The 18,542-nt window shown below is 24.5% G+C and carries 18 protein-coding genes; 1 reads left to right on the top strand and 17 read right to left on the bottom strand.

The window, feature by feature from the left end:
* Window positions 1–54 precede the first annotated feature (54 nt).
* On the top strand, window positions 55–1,005 hold the full coding sequence (locus HLG78_RS04210) for a radical SAM protein (protein WP_231176418.1): 951 nt from the start codon (window positions 55–57) through the stop codon (window positions 1,003–1,005).
* Between the two features lie 37 nt (window positions 1,006–1,042).
* Here HLG78_RS04210 and HLG78_RS04205 read toward each other — a convergent pair whose 3' ends face one another.
* The 17 genes from HLG78_RS04205 to HLG78_RS04125 all read right to left on the bottom strand — a co-directional run bounded on the left by HLG78_RS04205 (window position 1,043) and on the right by HLG78_RS04125 (window position 18,516).
* Window positions 1,043–1,870 (bottom strand): hypothetical protein, encoded by an 828-nt coding sequence (locus HLG78_RS04205; RefSeq protein ID WP_231176415.1) that lies wholly within the window; start codon window positions 1,868–1,870, stop codon window positions 1,043–1,045.
* Window positions 1,871–2,002: 132 nt separating this feature from the next.
* Window positions 2,003–2,740 (bottom strand): PEP/pyruvate-binding domain-containing protein, encoded by a 738-nt coding sequence (locus HLG78_RS04200; RefSeq protein ID WP_231176412.1) that lies wholly within the window; start codon window positions 2,738–2,740, stop codon window positions 2,003–2,005.
* 25 nt (window positions 2,741–2,765) lie between these two features.
* Window positions 2,766–3,743 carry a PEP-utilizing enzyme gene (locus HLG78_RS04195; RefSeq protein WP_231176407.1) on the bottom strand — a complete coding sequence of 326 codons (978 nt, stop codon included), beginning with the start codon at window positions 3,741–3,743 and terminating at the stop codon, window positions 2,766–2,768.
* A gap of 245 nt (window positions 3,744–3,988) precedes the next feature.
* Window positions 3,989–4,597 (bottom strand): class I SAM-dependent methyltransferase, encoded by a 609-nt coding sequence (locus HLG78_RS04190; protein WP_231176404.1) that lies wholly within the window; start codon window positions 4,595–4,597, stop codon window positions 3,989–3,991.
* Window positions 4,598–4,662: 65 nt separating this feature from the next.
* Window positions 4,663–5,406, bottom strand: coding sequence for a U32 family peptidase (locus HLG78_RS04185; RefSeq protein WP_231176400.1), 744 nt, complete (start codon window positions 5,404–5,406; stop codon window positions 4,663–4,665).
* Window positions 5,407–5,649: 243 nt separating this feature from the next.
* Window positions 5,650–6,528 (bottom strand): radical SAM protein, encoded by an 879-nt coding sequence (locus tag HLG78_RS04180; protein ID WP_231176396.1) that lies wholly within the window; start codon window positions 6,526–6,528, stop codon window positions 5,650–5,652.
* On the bottom strand, window positions 6,516–7,352 hold the full coding sequence (locus HLG78_RS04175) for a radical SAM protein (protein WP_231176393.1): 837 nt from the start codon (window positions 7,350–7,352) through the stop codon (window positions 6,516–6,518). The genes HLG78_RS04180 and HLG78_RS04175 overlap by 13 nt, the downstream gene beginning before the upstream one ends.
* Window positions 7,340–8,713, bottom strand: a complete 1,374-nt coding sequence (locus HLG78_RS04170) for a radical SAM/SPASM domain-containing protein (protein ID WP_231176389.1) — start codon at window positions 8,711–8,713, stop codon at window positions 7,340–7,342. Before HLG78_RS04170 ends, HLG78_RS04175 begins: the two co-directional genes overlap by 13 nt.
* Window positions 8,714–8,715: 2 nt before the next feature.
* Entirely contained in the window at window positions 8,716–9,603 is an 888-nt protein-coding gene (locus tag HLG78_RS04165) for a radical SAM/SPASM domain-containing protein (protein WP_231176385.1), read from the bottom strand.
* A gap of 27 nt (window positions 9,604–9,630) precedes the next feature.
* Window positions 9,631–10,563 carry a radical SAM protein gene (locus HLG78_RS04160; RefSeq protein WP_231176381.1) on the bottom strand — a complete coding sequence of 311 codons (933 nt, stop codon included), beginning with the start codon at window positions 10,561–10,563 and terminating at the stop codon, window positions 9,631–9,633.
* A gap of 5 nt (window positions 10,564–10,568) precedes the next feature.
* A complete protein-coding gene (locus HLG78_RS04155) occupies window positions 10,569–11,654 on the bottom strand; it encodes a hypothetical protein (RefSeq protein ID WP_231176379.1) in 1,086 nt (361 codons plus the stop codon).
* An 18-nt stretch (window positions 11,655–11,672) separates the two neighbouring features.
* Window positions 11,673–13,091, bottom strand: coding sequence for a hypothetical protein (locus tag HLG78_RS04150; protein ID WP_231176376.1), 1,419 nt, complete (start codon window positions 13,089–13,091; stop codon window positions 11,673–11,675).
* Window positions 13,092–13,142: 51 nt separating this feature from the next.
* Window positions 13,143–13,607, bottom strand: coding sequence for a His-Xaa-Ser repeat protein HxsA4 (gene hxsA4, locus HLG78_RS04145; protein ID WP_231176373.1), 465 nt, complete (start codon window positions 13,605–13,607; stop codon window positions 13,143–13,145).
* 25 nt (window positions 13,608–13,632) lie between these two features.
* A complete protein-coding gene (gene hxsB, locus HLG78_RS04140; RefSeq protein ID WP_231176371.1) occupies window positions 13,633–15,051 on the bottom strand; it encodes a His-Xaa-Ser system radical SAM maturase HxsB in 1,419 nt (472 codons plus the stop codon).
* Between the two features lie 29 nt (window positions 15,052–15,080).
* Entirely contained in the window at window positions 15,081–15,626 is a 546-nt protein-coding gene (gene hxsD / locus HLG78_RS04135; RefSeq protein ID WP_231176368.1) for a His-Xaa-Ser system protein HxsD, read from the bottom strand.
* The gene (locus HLG78_RS04130; RefSeq protein WP_231176366.1) at window positions 15,613–15,807 is read right to left on the bottom strand and encodes a hypothetical protein; all 195 of its coding nucleotides are present in this window, start codon (window positions 15,805–15,807) and stop codon (window positions 15,613–15,615) included. The genes hxsD and HLG78_RS04130 overlap by 14 nt, the downstream gene beginning before the upstream one ends.
* Window positions 15,808–15,993: 186 nt before the next feature.
* Complete coding sequence (locus tag HLG78_RS04125) at window positions 15,994–18,516, bottom strand: hypothetical protein (RefSeq protein ID WP_231176363.1); 2,523 nt, start codon at window positions 18,514–18,516, stop codon at window positions 15,994–15,996.
* Window positions 18,517–18,542 lie beyond the last annotated feature (26 nt).

Below are 18,542 nucleotides of genomic sequence, written 5' to 3'. Positions count from 1 at the left end.
AATATTATTGTTTTTTTATAATAGTGACATGGTTTATATAAACAAATAAAAAATATGTTAAATGAAGTAATAAGAATTACTTATTATTGCAATTTAAAATGTAATTTTTGCAATATTATAGAAACAAATAATTTTGAAAAAAATATAACAAAAGATGAAATCATTAATAATATAATTTTAAAAGCAAAAAAAAATAAGACAGACCTAAAAAATACTGTTTTAACATTTTCTTGATGAGAACCGCTATTAAATAAAAATATAGAAAAATATATTAAAATGGCTCAAAAAATTGGATTTTGATGAATAGAGCTACAAACAAACTGAATAATACTATTCAAAAAAAAAGAAAAAATAAATAGCTTAATAAATAATTGATTAGATATGTTATTTATATGACAACACTCTCATGATGAAAATATAAATAATAAAATGTGAACAAATTTAAACAAAGAAGAATTTATAGAATGGTTTAATTATATAAGAAAGAATAATATTCATAAGAAATTAAAAATAACTATAAATATTGTTATTACAAAAAATAATATTTATAACACAAAGCATTTTATACAATTTTTAATAGACCATGATATAATAGATTTACTCTTTCAAAGAGAATTAAATATATGACTTGTATTCCCAAATTGATATGCTCGAGAAAATAGAAGAGAAGTGTTATTAGACTTTAGTTCAAAACAGGTAAAAGAAATCAAAAAAATAGTATCATTATGTGAAAGGAATAATATTGATATAAACTTTCATTTTTCAGCACCACCATTTTGTATAATAGATCTATCTAAATATAGTGATGAGTACAAATCATTAATAAATAATAAAAGTTTTACAACTAATACAGAACATATATTGGAAGACAAGCAAAAATTAAGTTTTTGTAAAAAATGCAAATTTAATGATTATTGTCATTGATTTAATAAAAAATTCTTAGAATATATATGATGAAAAGAAAAAATAAAAAAAATATTACATAATAAATCAATTTTTAAATAGCTAGATCATATATTTAAAATATATAACAAATAATTTCTTAAGTTATATCTTTTAGTTCTTTTTCTAAATAAAATCTTAAATTTTTGTCCTCTATCTTAGCAACTTTTTGTCAGCTATCGAATACATCTTCTACTTGACAAAATAATTTTTCAGTCTCTGACCAATCATTATTAATAATTGCTCTTCCAAACAAATAATAATTTATCTTTTTATTATAATTATAATTTTGAATAATGGCTGACCTTTTATTTATGTTATCAAAATCTGTAAAAAGTATATCCGGTAAAAAATTTGATTTTCAAAGTTTTAATTTATTAAAATACTTTAAAGCATATTTTTCAAATCAAAAATTCACAAACACTTCTCACTCATTATCAAAATATATAACTTCATCTTCTCACTCATAAATATATTGAAATATAGAATTTTTAAATTTTTTTTTATTTTTTCATACTTCTAAATGATTGAATAAAGATTCTTTTTCTTTCAATTTTATATAATTTGTAGAGAATAAAAAATCACTATAAATTTTAAATAAAAAAGCATAAACACTTGTCTTATATCATTCTTTCCTTTCTGTCTCATAAAGTTCGGATAATGAAGAATCTAAATTTAAGTTAAAAAGATTCTTTAAATGAGTATAATCTATTTTTGATATTATTGATCCATTTATTTCATTATAATTTTTTTCTGATAAAAACCTATTTATAATATTTTGTGGTTCACAAAAAAATAACTTTATTAAGTCTTTATCTAACCACTCTACAAACCTTTTTTTTTCAGGAAGTCTGATTTTGGGTATTTTATTTTTTTCTTCAAGCTTATACAGAATTTTAATTATTACATATCAATTTTGTTTCTTCATAGAAACTTTTAATAAATATAACTCTATTAAAAGATATTAGTTATTTTTTTATTTTTTTCAAGTCATAGTTTTAAAATAAAAACAAAAATATTTAAATATACTTATAATTAAATATTTTTTGCTTATTATCAGTTACACAGTTTTATCTTTTGATTGTAATACCCATATTTTTTTATTTTTAATAGTTCACTCTATAATCTGTGATTTACCACTAAATATATATTCAATCAAAAGTCAGGCATTTATAAGTTTGTTAACATAATATCTAAAAAAATTTATTTCAAAAGAAGGCACTAAGAAAAACTTACTTTGTTTTTTTCAATTTAAAATAGTTAAAAAATAATCATTATTGTTAATATTTTTTTCTATGTAAAATTCTTTTTGTAGCTTATCATAATTTATAATTACTGACTCTCTAGATATTCAAGAAGTTAAGTTTTCATTTATTCATGGAACAGCTTCTATCCTTAAATATTTATCTTTAAATAAAGTATCAATCACAAAACTAAAGTCTCATATTATAAATTCCTGTAAAATAGGATAAATATAATAATGAAAATTATTTAATTCATTAAGCTTTTCATATTCTTTCAATTTAATATTTCAAAAAATAGACATTTTTGATAAATATTTTTTCAGTTCTACTTCTGTATATATTGGATAAAAAGATTCAAATACTCCCGAAAAAGAGTATTTTCAATCCTCATGATTAACACAACTTCTTAGGATTAAAGGTGAATTTAAATACTGAAAATATTTAGGAATCTCATTAATAGAGCCAGAAAAATAATTGGGAACCCCCATGTTTTTCAATTTTCTTTTTTCAAGCTCTTTTTTTAAAATATCAATTTTTTTTGACTTTTCAAACATGACAATATTAATTTACAATAAAATTTTAATTTTTCTTAATTATTTTTTGTTTAAAATCAATTTCAACATAATCTCAATCATCAAGCACCTCATATAAATATTCAGCTCCATAAATTATAGGTTTTCAAATTTCTCTACACATATAAATAGCATGAGTAAGCAATGTACTTTCTTCCACGATAATCAGTTTTGCCTTTTCTAGTAGATTAAAGTGAAAGTTATCAACATCATATCATACAAGTATATCAAAATATAAATCATTATTATTTCATATTATACAAATTTTTCATTTGTAATAATCACCAAAGATATTGCAATTTAAATCTCACTGAAAATAAATATATTTAATAATATCTTTTTGAGAGGGAATATATTTTTTAAGTAACTTTATTTCAGACTTCAATTTAAAGATTGCAGGTAAAATACAATAATTACTAAGTTTTTTTTCTTGAGTCTTATATTTTATTTCATTTTTTATGTTATTTTGAAAATATAATATTCTCTTTAATGACCTTAATTTATCATCTAAAATTTCTCTAGAACTTTTTTTTTCTCATAAAAAACGATTATAATATTCAGATCTTAAGTCATATGTATTTAAACTAAAAATGTTTAAGTAATCTTTAACAATTAAATTATTTTCCTTTTCAATTGATTCATAATCAACAAAGAAATTAAAACCTTCAAAGAATAAATCAAACTTATTAATATTTAAAATTTCTTCTTTTGATAAAAACACAAAATCTACTGATATGTCTTTAGTCAAAAGATTTTCATACTCATAGCTTCTTATAAAATCTAATCACTTTGATCTATCTAAAAAAATTTTTATATTTTTGGGGCCAAAAAACTCCATAAGTATATCATGATATTTTTCTACAGAACATGGGGGTAAATATTCCAAAAATAAGAACCTATAGTCGAAAACAACAAATTCATCTTTATCAAAATACAAATATAAAAAATCTAATAGTTGTCTATACTTAGAAATAATTTCAAGCATATCAATTAAAATCAAATAAATAATTTAAATTTAACTCATTTTAATTATAAAGATAGCAACACAAAATTGCAATTAAAATAGTAGCACATTTTTTTAATTATGCCTAAAATTACAAAATGAAGAAAAGGAAAATCTATTAGATTGTTTTAAAGTAGAAGTTCAAAAGATTAATGACTTATTACATAGATACTGTTTAATTAATTCGGACATTGATTTATTGGAATACAGAAAATACAAATAAAAATTTATTTGCTTAAATAAAAATACAAAATCTCATCTTCTTTATAATAAAAGGGATCATATATGCTCTTTTCAATAAAGAAATCTTGAGAAAGTATTTTATATATCTCATTATAAGTGTATCCCCAAACAGGCAACTCCGAATCGATATAAAACAAAGGATGGTTTATTATTTTTCTTGCCTTAAAAACTCTTATAAAAATCTTTCCAGTACTTTTAATTATTTCCTTATATTTCTTTAAAATTTTTCTTCATTTTTGTTTTTCATTAACATGAAAACATCAAGCATCTACTATGATATCAAATTTTAAGTTAAAATTTATACTTAAAATATCTCAGAATATGAATTTTCCACTAGAAATATTATTGTATGCATATTCTATGGGTTCTTTGGCAAAATCTATTCAATAATAATTTATTCCTTTTTCAAAAAAAGCATAAGAATTCTTTCAATGTCAGCAACCCACATCTAAAGCCTTCAAATTACAAGTGAAATCATAGTAATTTAAGAAATCAACAACATGTTGGTCTGGTTTATAAAATCCCCAATCAACAGAAGTCTTATTTTTATTATAATACTTATTCCATTTTTTTATTAATTCTTTATTTTCCATATTTACAAATAAATTAAAAGTATAATTAGCTAATATTTTATATAAATATAATTCTTTTAGGTTATTTAGCTTTCAAAGAATATTTCGCAAACATTACAAATATCACAATTGCAAGGACAATGCTGGATCTTTTCGAAGAAATTAAGTCTATCTAGTTTTTTATTATCAACATATAAGTTTCACCAATGACTAATTACTTCCCAGTCAAAGATATTTATAAGATTTCAATCATAATTTTCATTTTTATATATATCTAATAAAAACTTTATTTGTTCTGTAGACGAATCTCTTGTAACCAACTTAAAATGATTAATATATCAATTATAATGTTTCAAATCTTCTGGCCTGATAAAAGGAATTCTAAAAAACATTCTTTTATTTTTTCTCAACATTGGATAACAAGTAAGTTCTTCAAAATCCACTCAATGCAATGTTTCATATCATCATGCTACAGCCTGAAAATGCTCATTCCTGAAGGGACAATTCCTAAAACAGTTTTCATTCAGCATAAGTTGCAATTCTAAGCCAGTTTCTTTCTTTATTTTTTTTATTAATTCAATATTTCTATTAATGTCCCTATCTATAGTTATAACATCTACTCATAATTCTTTTAAATAGATAGCATGCTCAACTGTTTTTACCCTACAATTAACAGAAGAATATATTTTTTTATTTGGAAATTTCTTTCTTAAAAACTTGTAAAGTAACATATTAGTAACTTTTATTGAAATAGTAGAAGTATCATCCAAAAAAGCAATAAATTTAAATATATTTTTTAAATTACTAAATGTTTCTTTTCAAGTGAACATTGAATTTAAAAGCATGATTGGCTCTATTCAAAACTCATTACATTTTTCTATTAAACGATAAATGTCTCAACAATAATCTCACTCCTGCCTTGGAGTTCTTCAAGTCGAAGTTAGTTCCTTAGGGGAGCAAAATTAACAGAACTTATAAAATCCATATATTCATACAATAAGTCAAAGAAACCAGGCTTTTCATTATATCAGATTGAAAATTTCATTATTCAAATTTCAAAAATAAAACATAGTCTAATAATACTTACTTATTTTATTATAATAAGTTGAAAAATAATCCACAACATCAAATAATTTTTTTTCTTTTTCTTCAAAGCTTTTTAAATAACTATCTATTAAGTATTCTTTTTCTTTAATAATTTTATTCAAACTATCTATATTTTCAACATCTTTGATATTTCATATTTTAGCAGAATCTTTTAGATCTCATCATATTCCTATATAGTTTTCCACCACATCTGATAAAAAAATTTCTCAATCGTAATTTATAAAAATCTTATCATAATTCAACAACTTTTCGTCCCCATCATTAACTCACTCAAAAAAAAGTTCTTTATATCCTATTTTCAAAGATAAAAGTTTTTTATACAATAATTTTAATTTTTCAATATCTGAATCAGTCCAAAGATTATTATAAAATACAGGTAAAATATTGTAATTACGAAATCATTTTTTATAAAAACCTTTGACAAATTCATAAGCATTATCAAGATTTTCAGGTGTCAAAGTCAAAGAAAAATAAAAATCTTTATAACCTTTAAAATATTCGGATTTCTCAGTATAGTTTTTATTTTGAAAATCTAAAGACAAGTTAACTTTGAAGTTTTTTTCTTTCAGAAAATCAGCAATTTCCTTGTTAATAAAATATCAGTTAGTAGCCAATTCAAAATTAATATTTTTAGAAATATTAGCTATTTTTTTAATTTTATTATATTCAATCAATGGCTCTCATCAAAGAAATTTTATAGTATCTATTTTTTTTATGTTTTTACTTAAAAAATTATATAGACAAGAAAAATTGTTTTCGTTAATCGATTTATTTCATATATTAACTATACAATAATCACAATGCAAATTACATTTATTAGTTAAAAATAATGTTATGCTATTCATTCATTATTACAATAATCTATTAAAAAACAAAATTTACACCTATTTTCTATTTTACAATACGGTTCTGTTTTTTTTAACCTTTGTATATCTTCTTTTCATAATTGCTCATATACTCAAAATTTATAATCATAATATTTTCAATAGTTCCCAAAAAAACTTCTTGGAAATTTTATAAAATGTGTTTCTACTCAAATTTTATCTAAAACATCAAACAATTTATTTATGCTTTTTCTGTAGTTATTATAATCAAGAAAAAGTAAATTTCTATTATTTTTTTCATAAGGTTTGTCAAATGGAAAAAATCAAATAAATTCAAAACTTTCTACACCAAATTTTTTGTATAAAATAAAAACATCCTTATATAAATTTTCGATATTTTGTTTATTTATATGAATAATTGCTTTATAAGATAGATCTGATTTTGAAATTAAATTTATATTTTTTAATAACTCCTCATATCATATTCCTCATCAACTAACTAATTCATGAGTATACTTATCAAAAGTATTAAAATAAAATCATATTCAAGTTAGTCAATTTTTTTCTAAATCACTTATTAAATTTTTATCCAGTTTATAAGTATTAGTAAGTATGGAAATATTGTTAATGCCTTGAGTTCTTGCATAATTTAAGATATTCAAAAGATTTGGATGCAACAAAGGATTTCATCCAAAAATTCATAGAAAATCTGTGTTTTTAGAAATTTCTTTTATTTGAAAATAAATATAATCTAAAGATTCATACTTATTTTTTTTTCTATAAGAAGATTCTAGACAATATATACAATTATTATTACATATATTTACAATTCTTATATCTGACATTTTTTATTTGCTATTTTTCATAAAGGATCAAAATCAGCATAGCTTCAGGTAGCTATATGTGCTTCCATTCTACTTCCACCCTTGCAATGATTTTTATACACACAATCCAAACATTCATTTGGAAGAAATCAATTATTTAGCATCTTTTGAGTAAATTCTTTACTCAAAAGTTCTGAAATAGATTCTTCAAATACACTTCAAACAACAGTATCAAATCATGACATCAATTGAAAACCTCATTCATTGGTAATAATAAATTTTACATTATGATTATCTGCTAATTCTCATTCAATTACTTTTTCTGCCAAATCTGTTTTTCTAGTAACACAAAAAGGAACTGCATCAACTATTTTATAATCAACATTATATTTTTTATTAAGATTGTACAATTTTCTTATAGCAAGTGACATCATTCATTTTGAAATTCATTTAGAAATTTTTGTACTATATAGCCTAAAAAAATGCCACTGTGTTATTCAAAATTGATTCAAGCAAAAATCATATATTTTTTCTAGGTTTATAATATTTTTATTATCAAGTATAGTCATAAACTCTAAATTAATATTAGGATATTTATATATTATTTTTAAATTTTCTATTTTATTTCTAAACTTTTTATAAAAAACTTCTTCTGGCACATCTTTTTTATAAATTTCACTGAATCATCTAACATTTGTATATGCATAATCTTTTTCATTAAATTCGTGTATTGAAACCATCAAGTTTATAGGATACTGAATTATTTTATCTACTATTCTAGAATTCAAGAGATCTCAATTAGTATTTACACGAACATATATTCACTTATTTAAACAATAGTCAATTATATTAAAAAAATCGTAATGCAATAAGGGTTCTCATCATGAAATTATAATATCTCTACATCAATTTTTATACAAATCATCAACTATTCACTTTATTTGTTCAAAAGTTAAAGGTTTTATAAAGTTTCTTTGATCTAAATTATAATCATAATCGTTGAAACAATAATAGCAAGCCAGATTACAATGAGTTGTTATTGTAAGCACCACTCAAAATATTTTTCATATATATTCTTCAGATGTCTTAAAAAAATTAAAATCTTCATGCTCATTATCTAATATTTTCTTTCAAACAAATTCTACCAAACTCTTTTCTCACACAATAAACCAATTATTTGTTTGATAGTCTACTCTGTCAGTATTAAAATCTTTATGCACAAATAAAATACCTTTCTTTTTATTTCATTTTTTAAACTCCACAATTATTTTTCACATAGTTTTTTCTTTTATATCAAAAAGAAAGTAACCATTTCAAAGATCTTGATTGTATAATATTTGGGCCTGATATAAGACTAAAGCATAAAAAGTATGAGTTATCATTTTTAATCATGAAGTTTATATTTATAAAAGAAACATTTATTACAAATATCATGATATTTTTTTCTAAATTCTTGTTTTCTTTCTAACAAAATATTAAAATCATGATAAACATCATTTATATTTCAAAGCAATGCATCTGGATTTATACCCATATTAGCACAAATATATACATCTCCTTTATAATCTACAAAAAAATGATCATATTTCATCACCTCACATACATCTTCCTTTGACCTATATTCAAAATAATCTCTCAAAATTTCTTCATCAAAATATTTTTTATGAATTTCATCTGAAAGATTTCATCAAAAATTATATGCCAACAAGGTTCCATACTCTTTTCCTATTTTTTCAGCTAATTTTTTAAATTTCTCAAAATCATCCAAATTATTCTTTAGTATCACAAATTCTCGAGAAAAGTTAACTCCTGAATCCCTCAACATATCTATAAACTTAACAAATTTTTCATATTGATTTCTACCAACAAACTTATCAAATTTCCATTTAGTTAAGTATATTACAGATGCCATCAATGTAATATTATACCCTTTATCATTATAACTTTTTATTTTTTTAAGATCTTCCATTGTTACATCCTGTCATTTAGTAGGAATAACTGCATCTATATTAGGAAGTTTTTCAAATAAATGATCTATAAACTCATACAAAGAATCATTTTGAAAAATATCACCAACTCACGATATATCCACTTCCATACATCAAAGAAATTTTATAAAATCTACAACTTTAGAAAAAGTATCAAAATCCATGTTACCAAACTCTGTTCTATAACTTTTAATACAAAATTCACAGTTAAGAGAACATATACTTGTTAGTTCAACTTCTATTCATCTGGTAACTGTAGTAACTTCCGAAGTTTTTTTTTTCATAATTAAATTTAAAAAATAAACATTATTTTATCTATCCTTAGCTTTGGTCATTATACTAAAATAATCTATTATCTTATCTATTTTCTTATATTCTTTTTGTTTTCAAATTTCAAGTTCGAATTCTTTTAGCAAATTGTATATAACGCTCTCATCATATCAACATATAATCTCATTTAAATTCTGATAGTTTATATTTCATAGATACATTTCATTTTCTACCTTTTTTTTAAGAAATTCAGGAATAATATTATATTGCTTTTGAAGCCGAATATCACTATCTACATCCTGATATATTTCTCCTCACACATCTAATATAAACTGTCTTTCTCTGGAAAATCATCTATCATACTTAAAATATCATATATTTTTGGATTTACTTATTTTGATAAACTGATTAATTTTTTTTGCTAATATTTTTATATTTTCATTGTTCCAACTCATAGTAGTATATACTGGTATTATATTAATATTTTCAAATCAGATACCATTCATAACAGCAGCTGTTTCCTCAATATTACTCATTTGTCAAGGAACAAATATATAATTAACACTTGTCTTTTCTCTGCTTGCAATCTCTTTTATATGTTTATTTTCTTTCAAAACATCATTATTTATAGTATCTATACTAATATCTACTTTAATATCATATTTGTATATTCTTTCTATAATAAAATCATCTATTAACCATCAATTTGTAACCAAACTATATGTTATTTTTGTTTTTATTTCTTCTAATGATTTTAAAACATGATCAATATGTTGTTTTCACAACAAAGGCTCTCATCAAAAAAAATTGATATGAATTCACCCTAACTCTCAATCATAATTTCTTATAGATTTAATGAAATTATCAACAACTTCATTTTTTATAAATCATCTTTCAAAATTAATATCACAATAAGGACATCTTTTATTACATCAATTTGTTATAACTATTTCAAATAATAAAGGTCTATCCATCAATATTAATCTTCTCTTTTTAAATCCAAAGTAGCACAATGTAATCATCCCCCAAACAATTCACAATGTCTCATTCTAACTGGAATTACATCAAAACCATTTTCTTCCAGCTTTTTAATAGTTTTTTCTGCATAATCCATAACCAATACTCTGTTTTCACTTATAGACAAAACATTAGTATTTGCTCATCTCATACTACAAAGCTGAATATAGTTCATATCAGTATCCAAATAAGAGTTATGATTAAACTTCCCAGATTCTTCTCAGGTATAAATTACTTTCCAATCATGAAATTTCTTGGGCAAATAATTTTTAATATCTTTTTGCATTAATTCATTGTTTGCCAAAAATATTCATCTACTAAGAGCTGATAATTTTCAATCAATATGATTGTCATCTAAGTAATAAACCTTATGTATTCTTGTATCGCTTCACAAAACTTTTTGCATCCAATCAGCTCACAACTCATGCATATAACTTGATATATTAAACAATATATCATCTCACAATTTTAACATATGTGCTGCCTCAAAAACTATATCATATTTTAACCTATCAAAATTTTTAAAATCTCTTTTTTCATCCCATTCCTTAAAATCAAAACGACCTTTTCTAAAAGAAGGACTTGGAGCAGAAAGCCATACTGCTCCTTCTTCAAATTTTTCCTGTAATATCTTATAATATAAATCTTTTTCAAAATATCTGTTCACCCCTCACGGAGTGCTTTCTATAATTTTATCCTTATAAACAAAAATCAAATCTCTAGGATTGGCAGCAGATGACATCACACCTTTAAAATATGGGCCTCTGAAAGCCTTTACCCTTTCTAATCTTTCAGGTCTATAAACTTTCACTCAAAGCTTTTTCAAAAGCTCTGATAGATTATCTAAATCTTCCTGTCTTTCTTTAATTTTTTGTGAATCAACACGGTAATCTTTAAAATTTTCAAAAGTACTATGCCTCAAATTTTCTCAAAACAAAACTTTAAATGTTTCTTCAATATTTTTTAAGTTAAAGTTTTCTACATCTCATACAATTATTTCTTTTAAATTTCATCGTTCAGTCGAGGGTCAATAATATTTCTTTAGCATAATAATCAATTAAAAGAATTAATAAAAAATATTTTCACAATAATTTTTTAAATTAGAATCACTTATCTGTTCACAATCTCAGTTATTTTCCAAAGAATGTTCTATTTCATCATAATCATTTTTTATAACATCTATATCATATCAAATAATTACTTTTCAAACTAAATAATATAAAATTTTTTTTCAATGATCATAATTCTCTCATGTACTACTTTTTAAGTTGTTATGATTATAATTAGTATTCAAAATTTCAGTTAATTTGTCTTCATTTCAATCATTTAATTCTTTTAAATAATTAAGTGTATAATTAACAAATCAATAGTTAACAAAAACTTCTCAATCATCATCATAATATATAATTTCATCTTTTCATTCACAAATCTTATCTAATACTTCATCATCAAATGATTCATTATAAGTTCAAGTTGATAAACAACTAAAAAATCTTTCTTTTTCTTCTGACTCAAAATAATTTGTTCCAAAAATATAGTCACTGTATATTTTAAATATTTTTGCATATATATCAGTTCTATATCATTCTTCTTCGGCAGTCTTATTTAATTTTTCAAATGCTTCATCTGAATTTCAACTTAAAAACATCTTCCATAATTTATACTCTCAGCTTGACATAACATAATCTCTACTTCTTTTTTGCTCACTAATAAATTCATCAATATATTTTTCAGGGTTTTTCATAAAATTTTCTTTATCATTAGGTTCTATATAAGATACAAAATTATTAATTTCTTTATTAGACATTTTAGGGAAAGTTCATTTATTTATTTGTTCATTTATAAAATTTCTTAATTCTAGCTCAACAGAATCATGATCTATATCTTCATGTTCATTAAAAAACTTTTTTAAATAATAAATAGGATTATTAACAAAATAACGAAAATCTTCCACTTCCATCCAATAAGCAAAATTTTCTTTTTGTTGATTTGATAAATTTGGTATATCTCAAGCTTCTTCATGATCCTCTAAAATAGATATTATAAGTTCTCTTTCAGAACTAGACAAATCACGACCAACTTCAAATCCTCATTCGACAGTAATTTGCTCATAATTTTCTTTTATAAGTTCTTCTATATTATTGTGTTCATCTAAATCAACTCAATACTCTTCTACTAGTATTTTTTTTGTTTCTTCTATTTCTTCATCTGTCAAAGGCCTATTTTTATTAAAATCTTCTCAAAATTGTTCTCTTTCTCTTTCAAGATAATCTGAACCTAGAGCATTCTCAACACTTTCTACATAATCTTCTTCCTCTTCATTTTCCTCTTCATTTTCCTCTTCATTTTCCTCATCTAATTCAATTCTATCATCATCTTGATTCAAAGCAGATTCTCCATCACTTTCATGTATAGACCTATCATTAACTAAGAAATAATAAACAAATATTACAAGAAAAAAGAATAATATTAAAGAAAAAAACATAACAAACACTTTATTTGTAAACATTAATATTATACTTAAATTTTAAAAAAATTACCACCTACTTCAGTGACTTCAGTGACTTCAGTGACTTCAGTGACTTCAATGACTTCAGTGACTTCAGTGACTTCAATGACTTCAATGACTAGCATGACTACCATGACTTCAATGAGATAAGCCTACATAATTTCTTGTATCTATAGATCAACTAATATGCCCATTCACATTTTTATCAATAGTAAAAGTTTTTTGATCTATTTCAACCTCAACATTATCAAATCAGCTATCATCAGTATCTGTATGATGGGTATTACTATCATTACTAACACCATAATTAAAAGCATAAGCAGACTCTATTTCAAAATATTTACTAATATTTTCCTCTGAAGACACTCATGCAGAAGACGCTCCTGCAGCAAACAAAGCTCAAACATATAAAGGTAAATTTGTTTTTTTACCAGAAACCTTTTGATCTTCATGTCTAACCATTGAGTTAATATTTTTTTTCTTATGTATCATTTAAATTATTTTTAATATTTAAAAATTATTGATCTACAAGTCTTTCAAGAGTATCTTCTTGAAGCTTAAACCTATCTTCTTTTTTGTACTTACTATTAATATTTCAACTAATTGTATAACTGTATATAGGGCAAGTTCATATATAATTACTTACTGGATTGGTGTCATAACCAGGAAGATAGTCTATAATACTTGCAGACAACATAACCTTTGTTACAACATCTAAAACCATAGATTTATATATTTCTTCAGCAGATCTATTATCAATTTCTCATATCTTAAATGAACAATCTCAAGTTTGAGCTAGCATTCTTCATTCATCACATGTATATATTCCTCAATCCCAGTTATAGGCTACCTGACCAAGCACAGCACCACAAGGACTCCTCTCTTCCATATAATTTATTCTTTTAGATGATCTTAAGTTTCAACAATGTATTTTATGAGAGTATGTATCAGATATATTTATTCATTTTTCTTGCTTATTTTCTATATAATCTAACATTTTTTCATAAAAGCTCCAGTATTCTTCATAATTATATCCTATACTATCCCATAGTTTCGTAGCCATACCATAAGGATTTAAAGGTCTTACAAATATATTATCTAGTCATAAACTTATATAAGTATCTACTAGTTCTTGTGGTTTATCAAGAAGCTTATTTGTAACTGTACATATAGCTCATACTTTTTTCTCAAGTCACCTTTTCTCATACTCAAAATTAATTTTTTTAACCCACTTTGAAACAGTCTCAAAACTACTTGTATCACCTATCCAAGCTCTATTCCAATCATGAACTTCTTTTGGTCAATCTATACTAGTAGAAATATCTACTCAATTATCTAACAAAAAGTTCATCTTCTCATCATCAATCATTGTAAGATTTGAAACTAAGTTTATATTTACTTTTAGATTATACACTTTGTTTTTTTCATGAATATATTCAACAGCATACTTCAAACCTTCCCAATTAGCAGTTGGTTCTCATCACTGAAATTCTATATCTATAGCTCATGCAGTTGTATTAAATATCACATCTATAGTCTTTTTTATCTTTTCATTTGATAAATGATATTTTCATGAATCATCGATTTTAGCACTAGCATGACAGTATTTACAAGAATGATTACATGCTAACGTTAATACTATTATATGCAAGCTTGGTCATTGCATTATATAATGATATCTATTCAACCATTTTCAAGCAAGATATTTAATATACATTTCATCATTTTTATCTAATCTACTTGATTTTTGCATACCAGCTGAAACCAACCTATCTTCCAATTCAGAAGAAGTTTTTCAATCAATAAAATCATTAAATTCTCTTTCAGACAATATTAACCATTGTCAAAAATCATTACTCAAAAAATATTTTCAACTTTTTAGTTTTTTAAATTTAAATGGCAATATTTTTTTATTTTTTAGATTGATTTTTTCCATCACCAATAAGATTATATAAATGTAAATAATTATCCTTCTTTTTTATTTTCCATCTCATCTTCTTCTATTTCCTTAAGTATTCACAAAATCTCATCTTTATCATCCTCAAAATCAGGATCACTTTCTATTTCTTTCATTATTTCATCAATAGACTTTTGTTTTTGATCTCACTCATCTCATCAATCAAGAGATCAAGGGTTCGATCAAGGAAGAAGTTTTTCTAGATCTAACTTAACATCCTCTAACGTTAAACCATAACCTAAAGCTGTTTCCATAATTCTTTCCTTCATTTTACCTGTTTTTTTATCTATCTGAGACCTCAAATCATGAAACACCAACTCTTCTCAAAAAGAATCTACAATACCATCCATATCTAGTTTTTCATCTTTAAGCTTGAACTGAACAACAAAATCATCCCCATCTTTCTTAAAAAACATATACACTTTATCTACAAGCTCATATGCAGCTCTTAATATAGTCTTTTTATCAAAGATTTTTCAATCTACTACCATTTCAAAATTAAATGTTCATTTTTCTATTTTTTTAACAAAATTTTCCATTCTAATTAGCTTCATTATACAAATAAATATAATTATCTACTATATCAACAAAATCATCTTCTTCACACTTCAAAGTAAATTCAGTTTTATTTTCATCATAATCTATTTTCTTTCAGCAATAATCTTCAAATTCCTTAATAGACTTTTCCAATATTTTCTTCGTATATATACCCCTATCTAATTTAAATTCTCACATAACACATGATTATATTAAAATATAAACAAACTTAAATTTTACCTAAATAAATTATATTTTTTTTGATTTCCTTTTCAAGCTAATTTTGATATAAGCAAATATTAACACAATCAATACAAACAATACAGACAACATTAAGAGCAAGTATTTTATCTAAAATTGCTTTACATTTTAAAAATAAGCAACTTAATTAACAACTTCTGAAAAAATAGGAAGTCATTTTTCTGTAACTCTATTATCATATCTTAGGTATATAGGAGATAGCTTATGAATAAAGTCTTCTAAATCACAAGCTCCTCATCACTGATCACACTCAAAAGGATCACTTCACTGCCATTCATCATCCTCTAAAATTGGTTCTCAAGAAGTACGAGTACATTCAACAACATCACCAGAAACCTCACACTCAATACCTCAAATAAGCTCAGCTGGTCATCACTCGTTTTCATCATAATATGGGATAAATGACTCATAACTATCTGCTCAATATGCATCTGCACTTACAAGATATGTTCTTCTAAGAAATTCCAAATCATATTTTCTTGAAGTTTCTGTGTCACATGTTTCAGTATCATCTAATTGTACAAAATAAGGACACTCGGGCTCGTCTCTTGTAGATCATCACATTGTATTGAAAGACCATAAACTTCCTTCTATGTATAATTGATGCCTACGCTCATGCTGCGTCAAATTAAATTCAGGATCATCCCAGTCTCACTTATAAGTAGAAACACCTTTTTCCGCATACAAGAAAGCATCTATATGAGTAACATCTTTATGTATATATATACTTCATCAGTTATAATCATCATCCATCAATGAAACTATTCAAAGCAATCAATCATCACTTGCTCTAATATTATCCTTTATAAAAACATCTCATCATTCAGTTGCTACTAAATTTTGCTCATTCACATTACTAGAATCTATATAAATATCATCATCAAAAAAATGAACATATGTATTCTGGTATCTTTCTGATGTACTACTATTTCATAAACTTACTGATCCACCTCAAGAATTCCCATCTATACCTCACTTCATTCCTCATACTGATTTTCTTACTTGGTTTCTTAATTCCGACCTAGAAAGTCATCAATGAGAATGTCTTTCATCATCAGTATATATTTCATTCAAAGCATCAAAATCTTCTGCAGAGATAGCACCTTCTACTCACATAGCAGACTGCATAGCCAAATCTCTTTCTTCTGGATTATAATTATAATTTGTTCTTCATATCAATTCTGAGTTCCAGGTAGCATACACACCACCACCATAATCATACCCAAAATGAGTAGATATATAACCAAATTCACCAGGATCAAGGGTTTCTCCAGAATGTCTTTCAAACCACTGTGTAAAATCATATCTAGTAGATGAAGACAAAATTTCATTACAATCACTATCTCAGTCAAAAGCATCACTATCAAATCAATATGTAGTAACACAATATTCATTTCAGTCTATATATGTATCAATAGGCTCTCAATCAGGATCATATTTTATCATAAATTCAGAAGATGCATTATCAAGCTCCACTTCAAAATCTTGTTCACCATCCTCATTGGCCATTGGTGGAAGTCAGTCAATTTCACTTACTTTTGACCTAGGCTCAAATGATAAATTTGTTTCAGCACTACTATCTGAATTACTCCAATTATTACCCATATTATCAGTTACTTGATAACTAAACTCTTCTACAGAAAATGTTCAATTTGCCAAATCATATCAATCATATGTAGGCACATAGGATTTAATATCAACATCATACACTCAATCAGATATTCCATCACTATAATCATAGGTATAATTTATATTATTTCAATTTCATATATCAAATTTACTATAGCTTGAATCAGCAGTTCTTTGGTATCTTATTCAACTATCTCCTCAACTCAAGTCATCTTCCCAATCTTTTTTATATTGTTGTAAATACACATGATTATCGTACCCAAAATTTACTCTTACTTCTCTATTTATTCTCTGAACTGGTACTACATAATTTCCATGTTCATCTCTTAATCTTATACGTCACCTAAAATTATCACTATCATTACCAACTCTTGTATCATAAAAGTCATTAGAAAAATGTGGAGTTACTGGCTCATTTGCAAATACTCGCCAGTCATACCTTACATTCTGACTATGATTAGAAGTAGCATTAGTGTCAATATTATCAATTGACAATTCAAATTCCTGCTCATTTGCACCTCATAAATCAGTCAAATCAACACTAAAACTATGACTTGTTGAAGTTATTGTTGTAGAACCAGAACCATCACTGTTATGAAATTCCCAGCTAATATCAATTGAATTACATCAAGCAGGTCAACAAACAGAATCTTCATCATAAGAAATTTCTACAGTAAGCTCATTTGCTAAGACCCAATTTTCAGAACTTGTTCAGTCTACTCAGTCAAGAGTAACATCAAAATCATTTGTACTTGTATCTGGTTGCCACTCTAAACATGATGCACTTGTATTTCATGGTCAATTTATCTGCCTATATCTAGTACCATTCCATCATATAGTAGTACCATCACCTCGCTCGTGAGATCTAGTTCAAGATGATGGTCATCAATATACTTGAACCAATTCTCAAGCACCACATCTACCATTACTTCATACATTTCACTTATGCACCCATTCTGCATTAACCAATCAACCCCAAAAAACAAATACGAATATTATTATAAATACATATCTCATTTTTTTGTTTTTATTTATAAATGTAT

The organism is Candidatus Absconditicoccus praedator, from assembly GCF_021057185.1.
Taxonomy (GTDB): Bacteria; Patescibacteriota; Gracilibacteria; order Absconditabacterales; family Absconditicoccaceae; genus Absconditicoccus; species Absconditicoccus praedator.
Note: the sequence above shows the minus strand (reverse complement) of the source record. Positions and strands in the feature narration are given on the sequence as shown.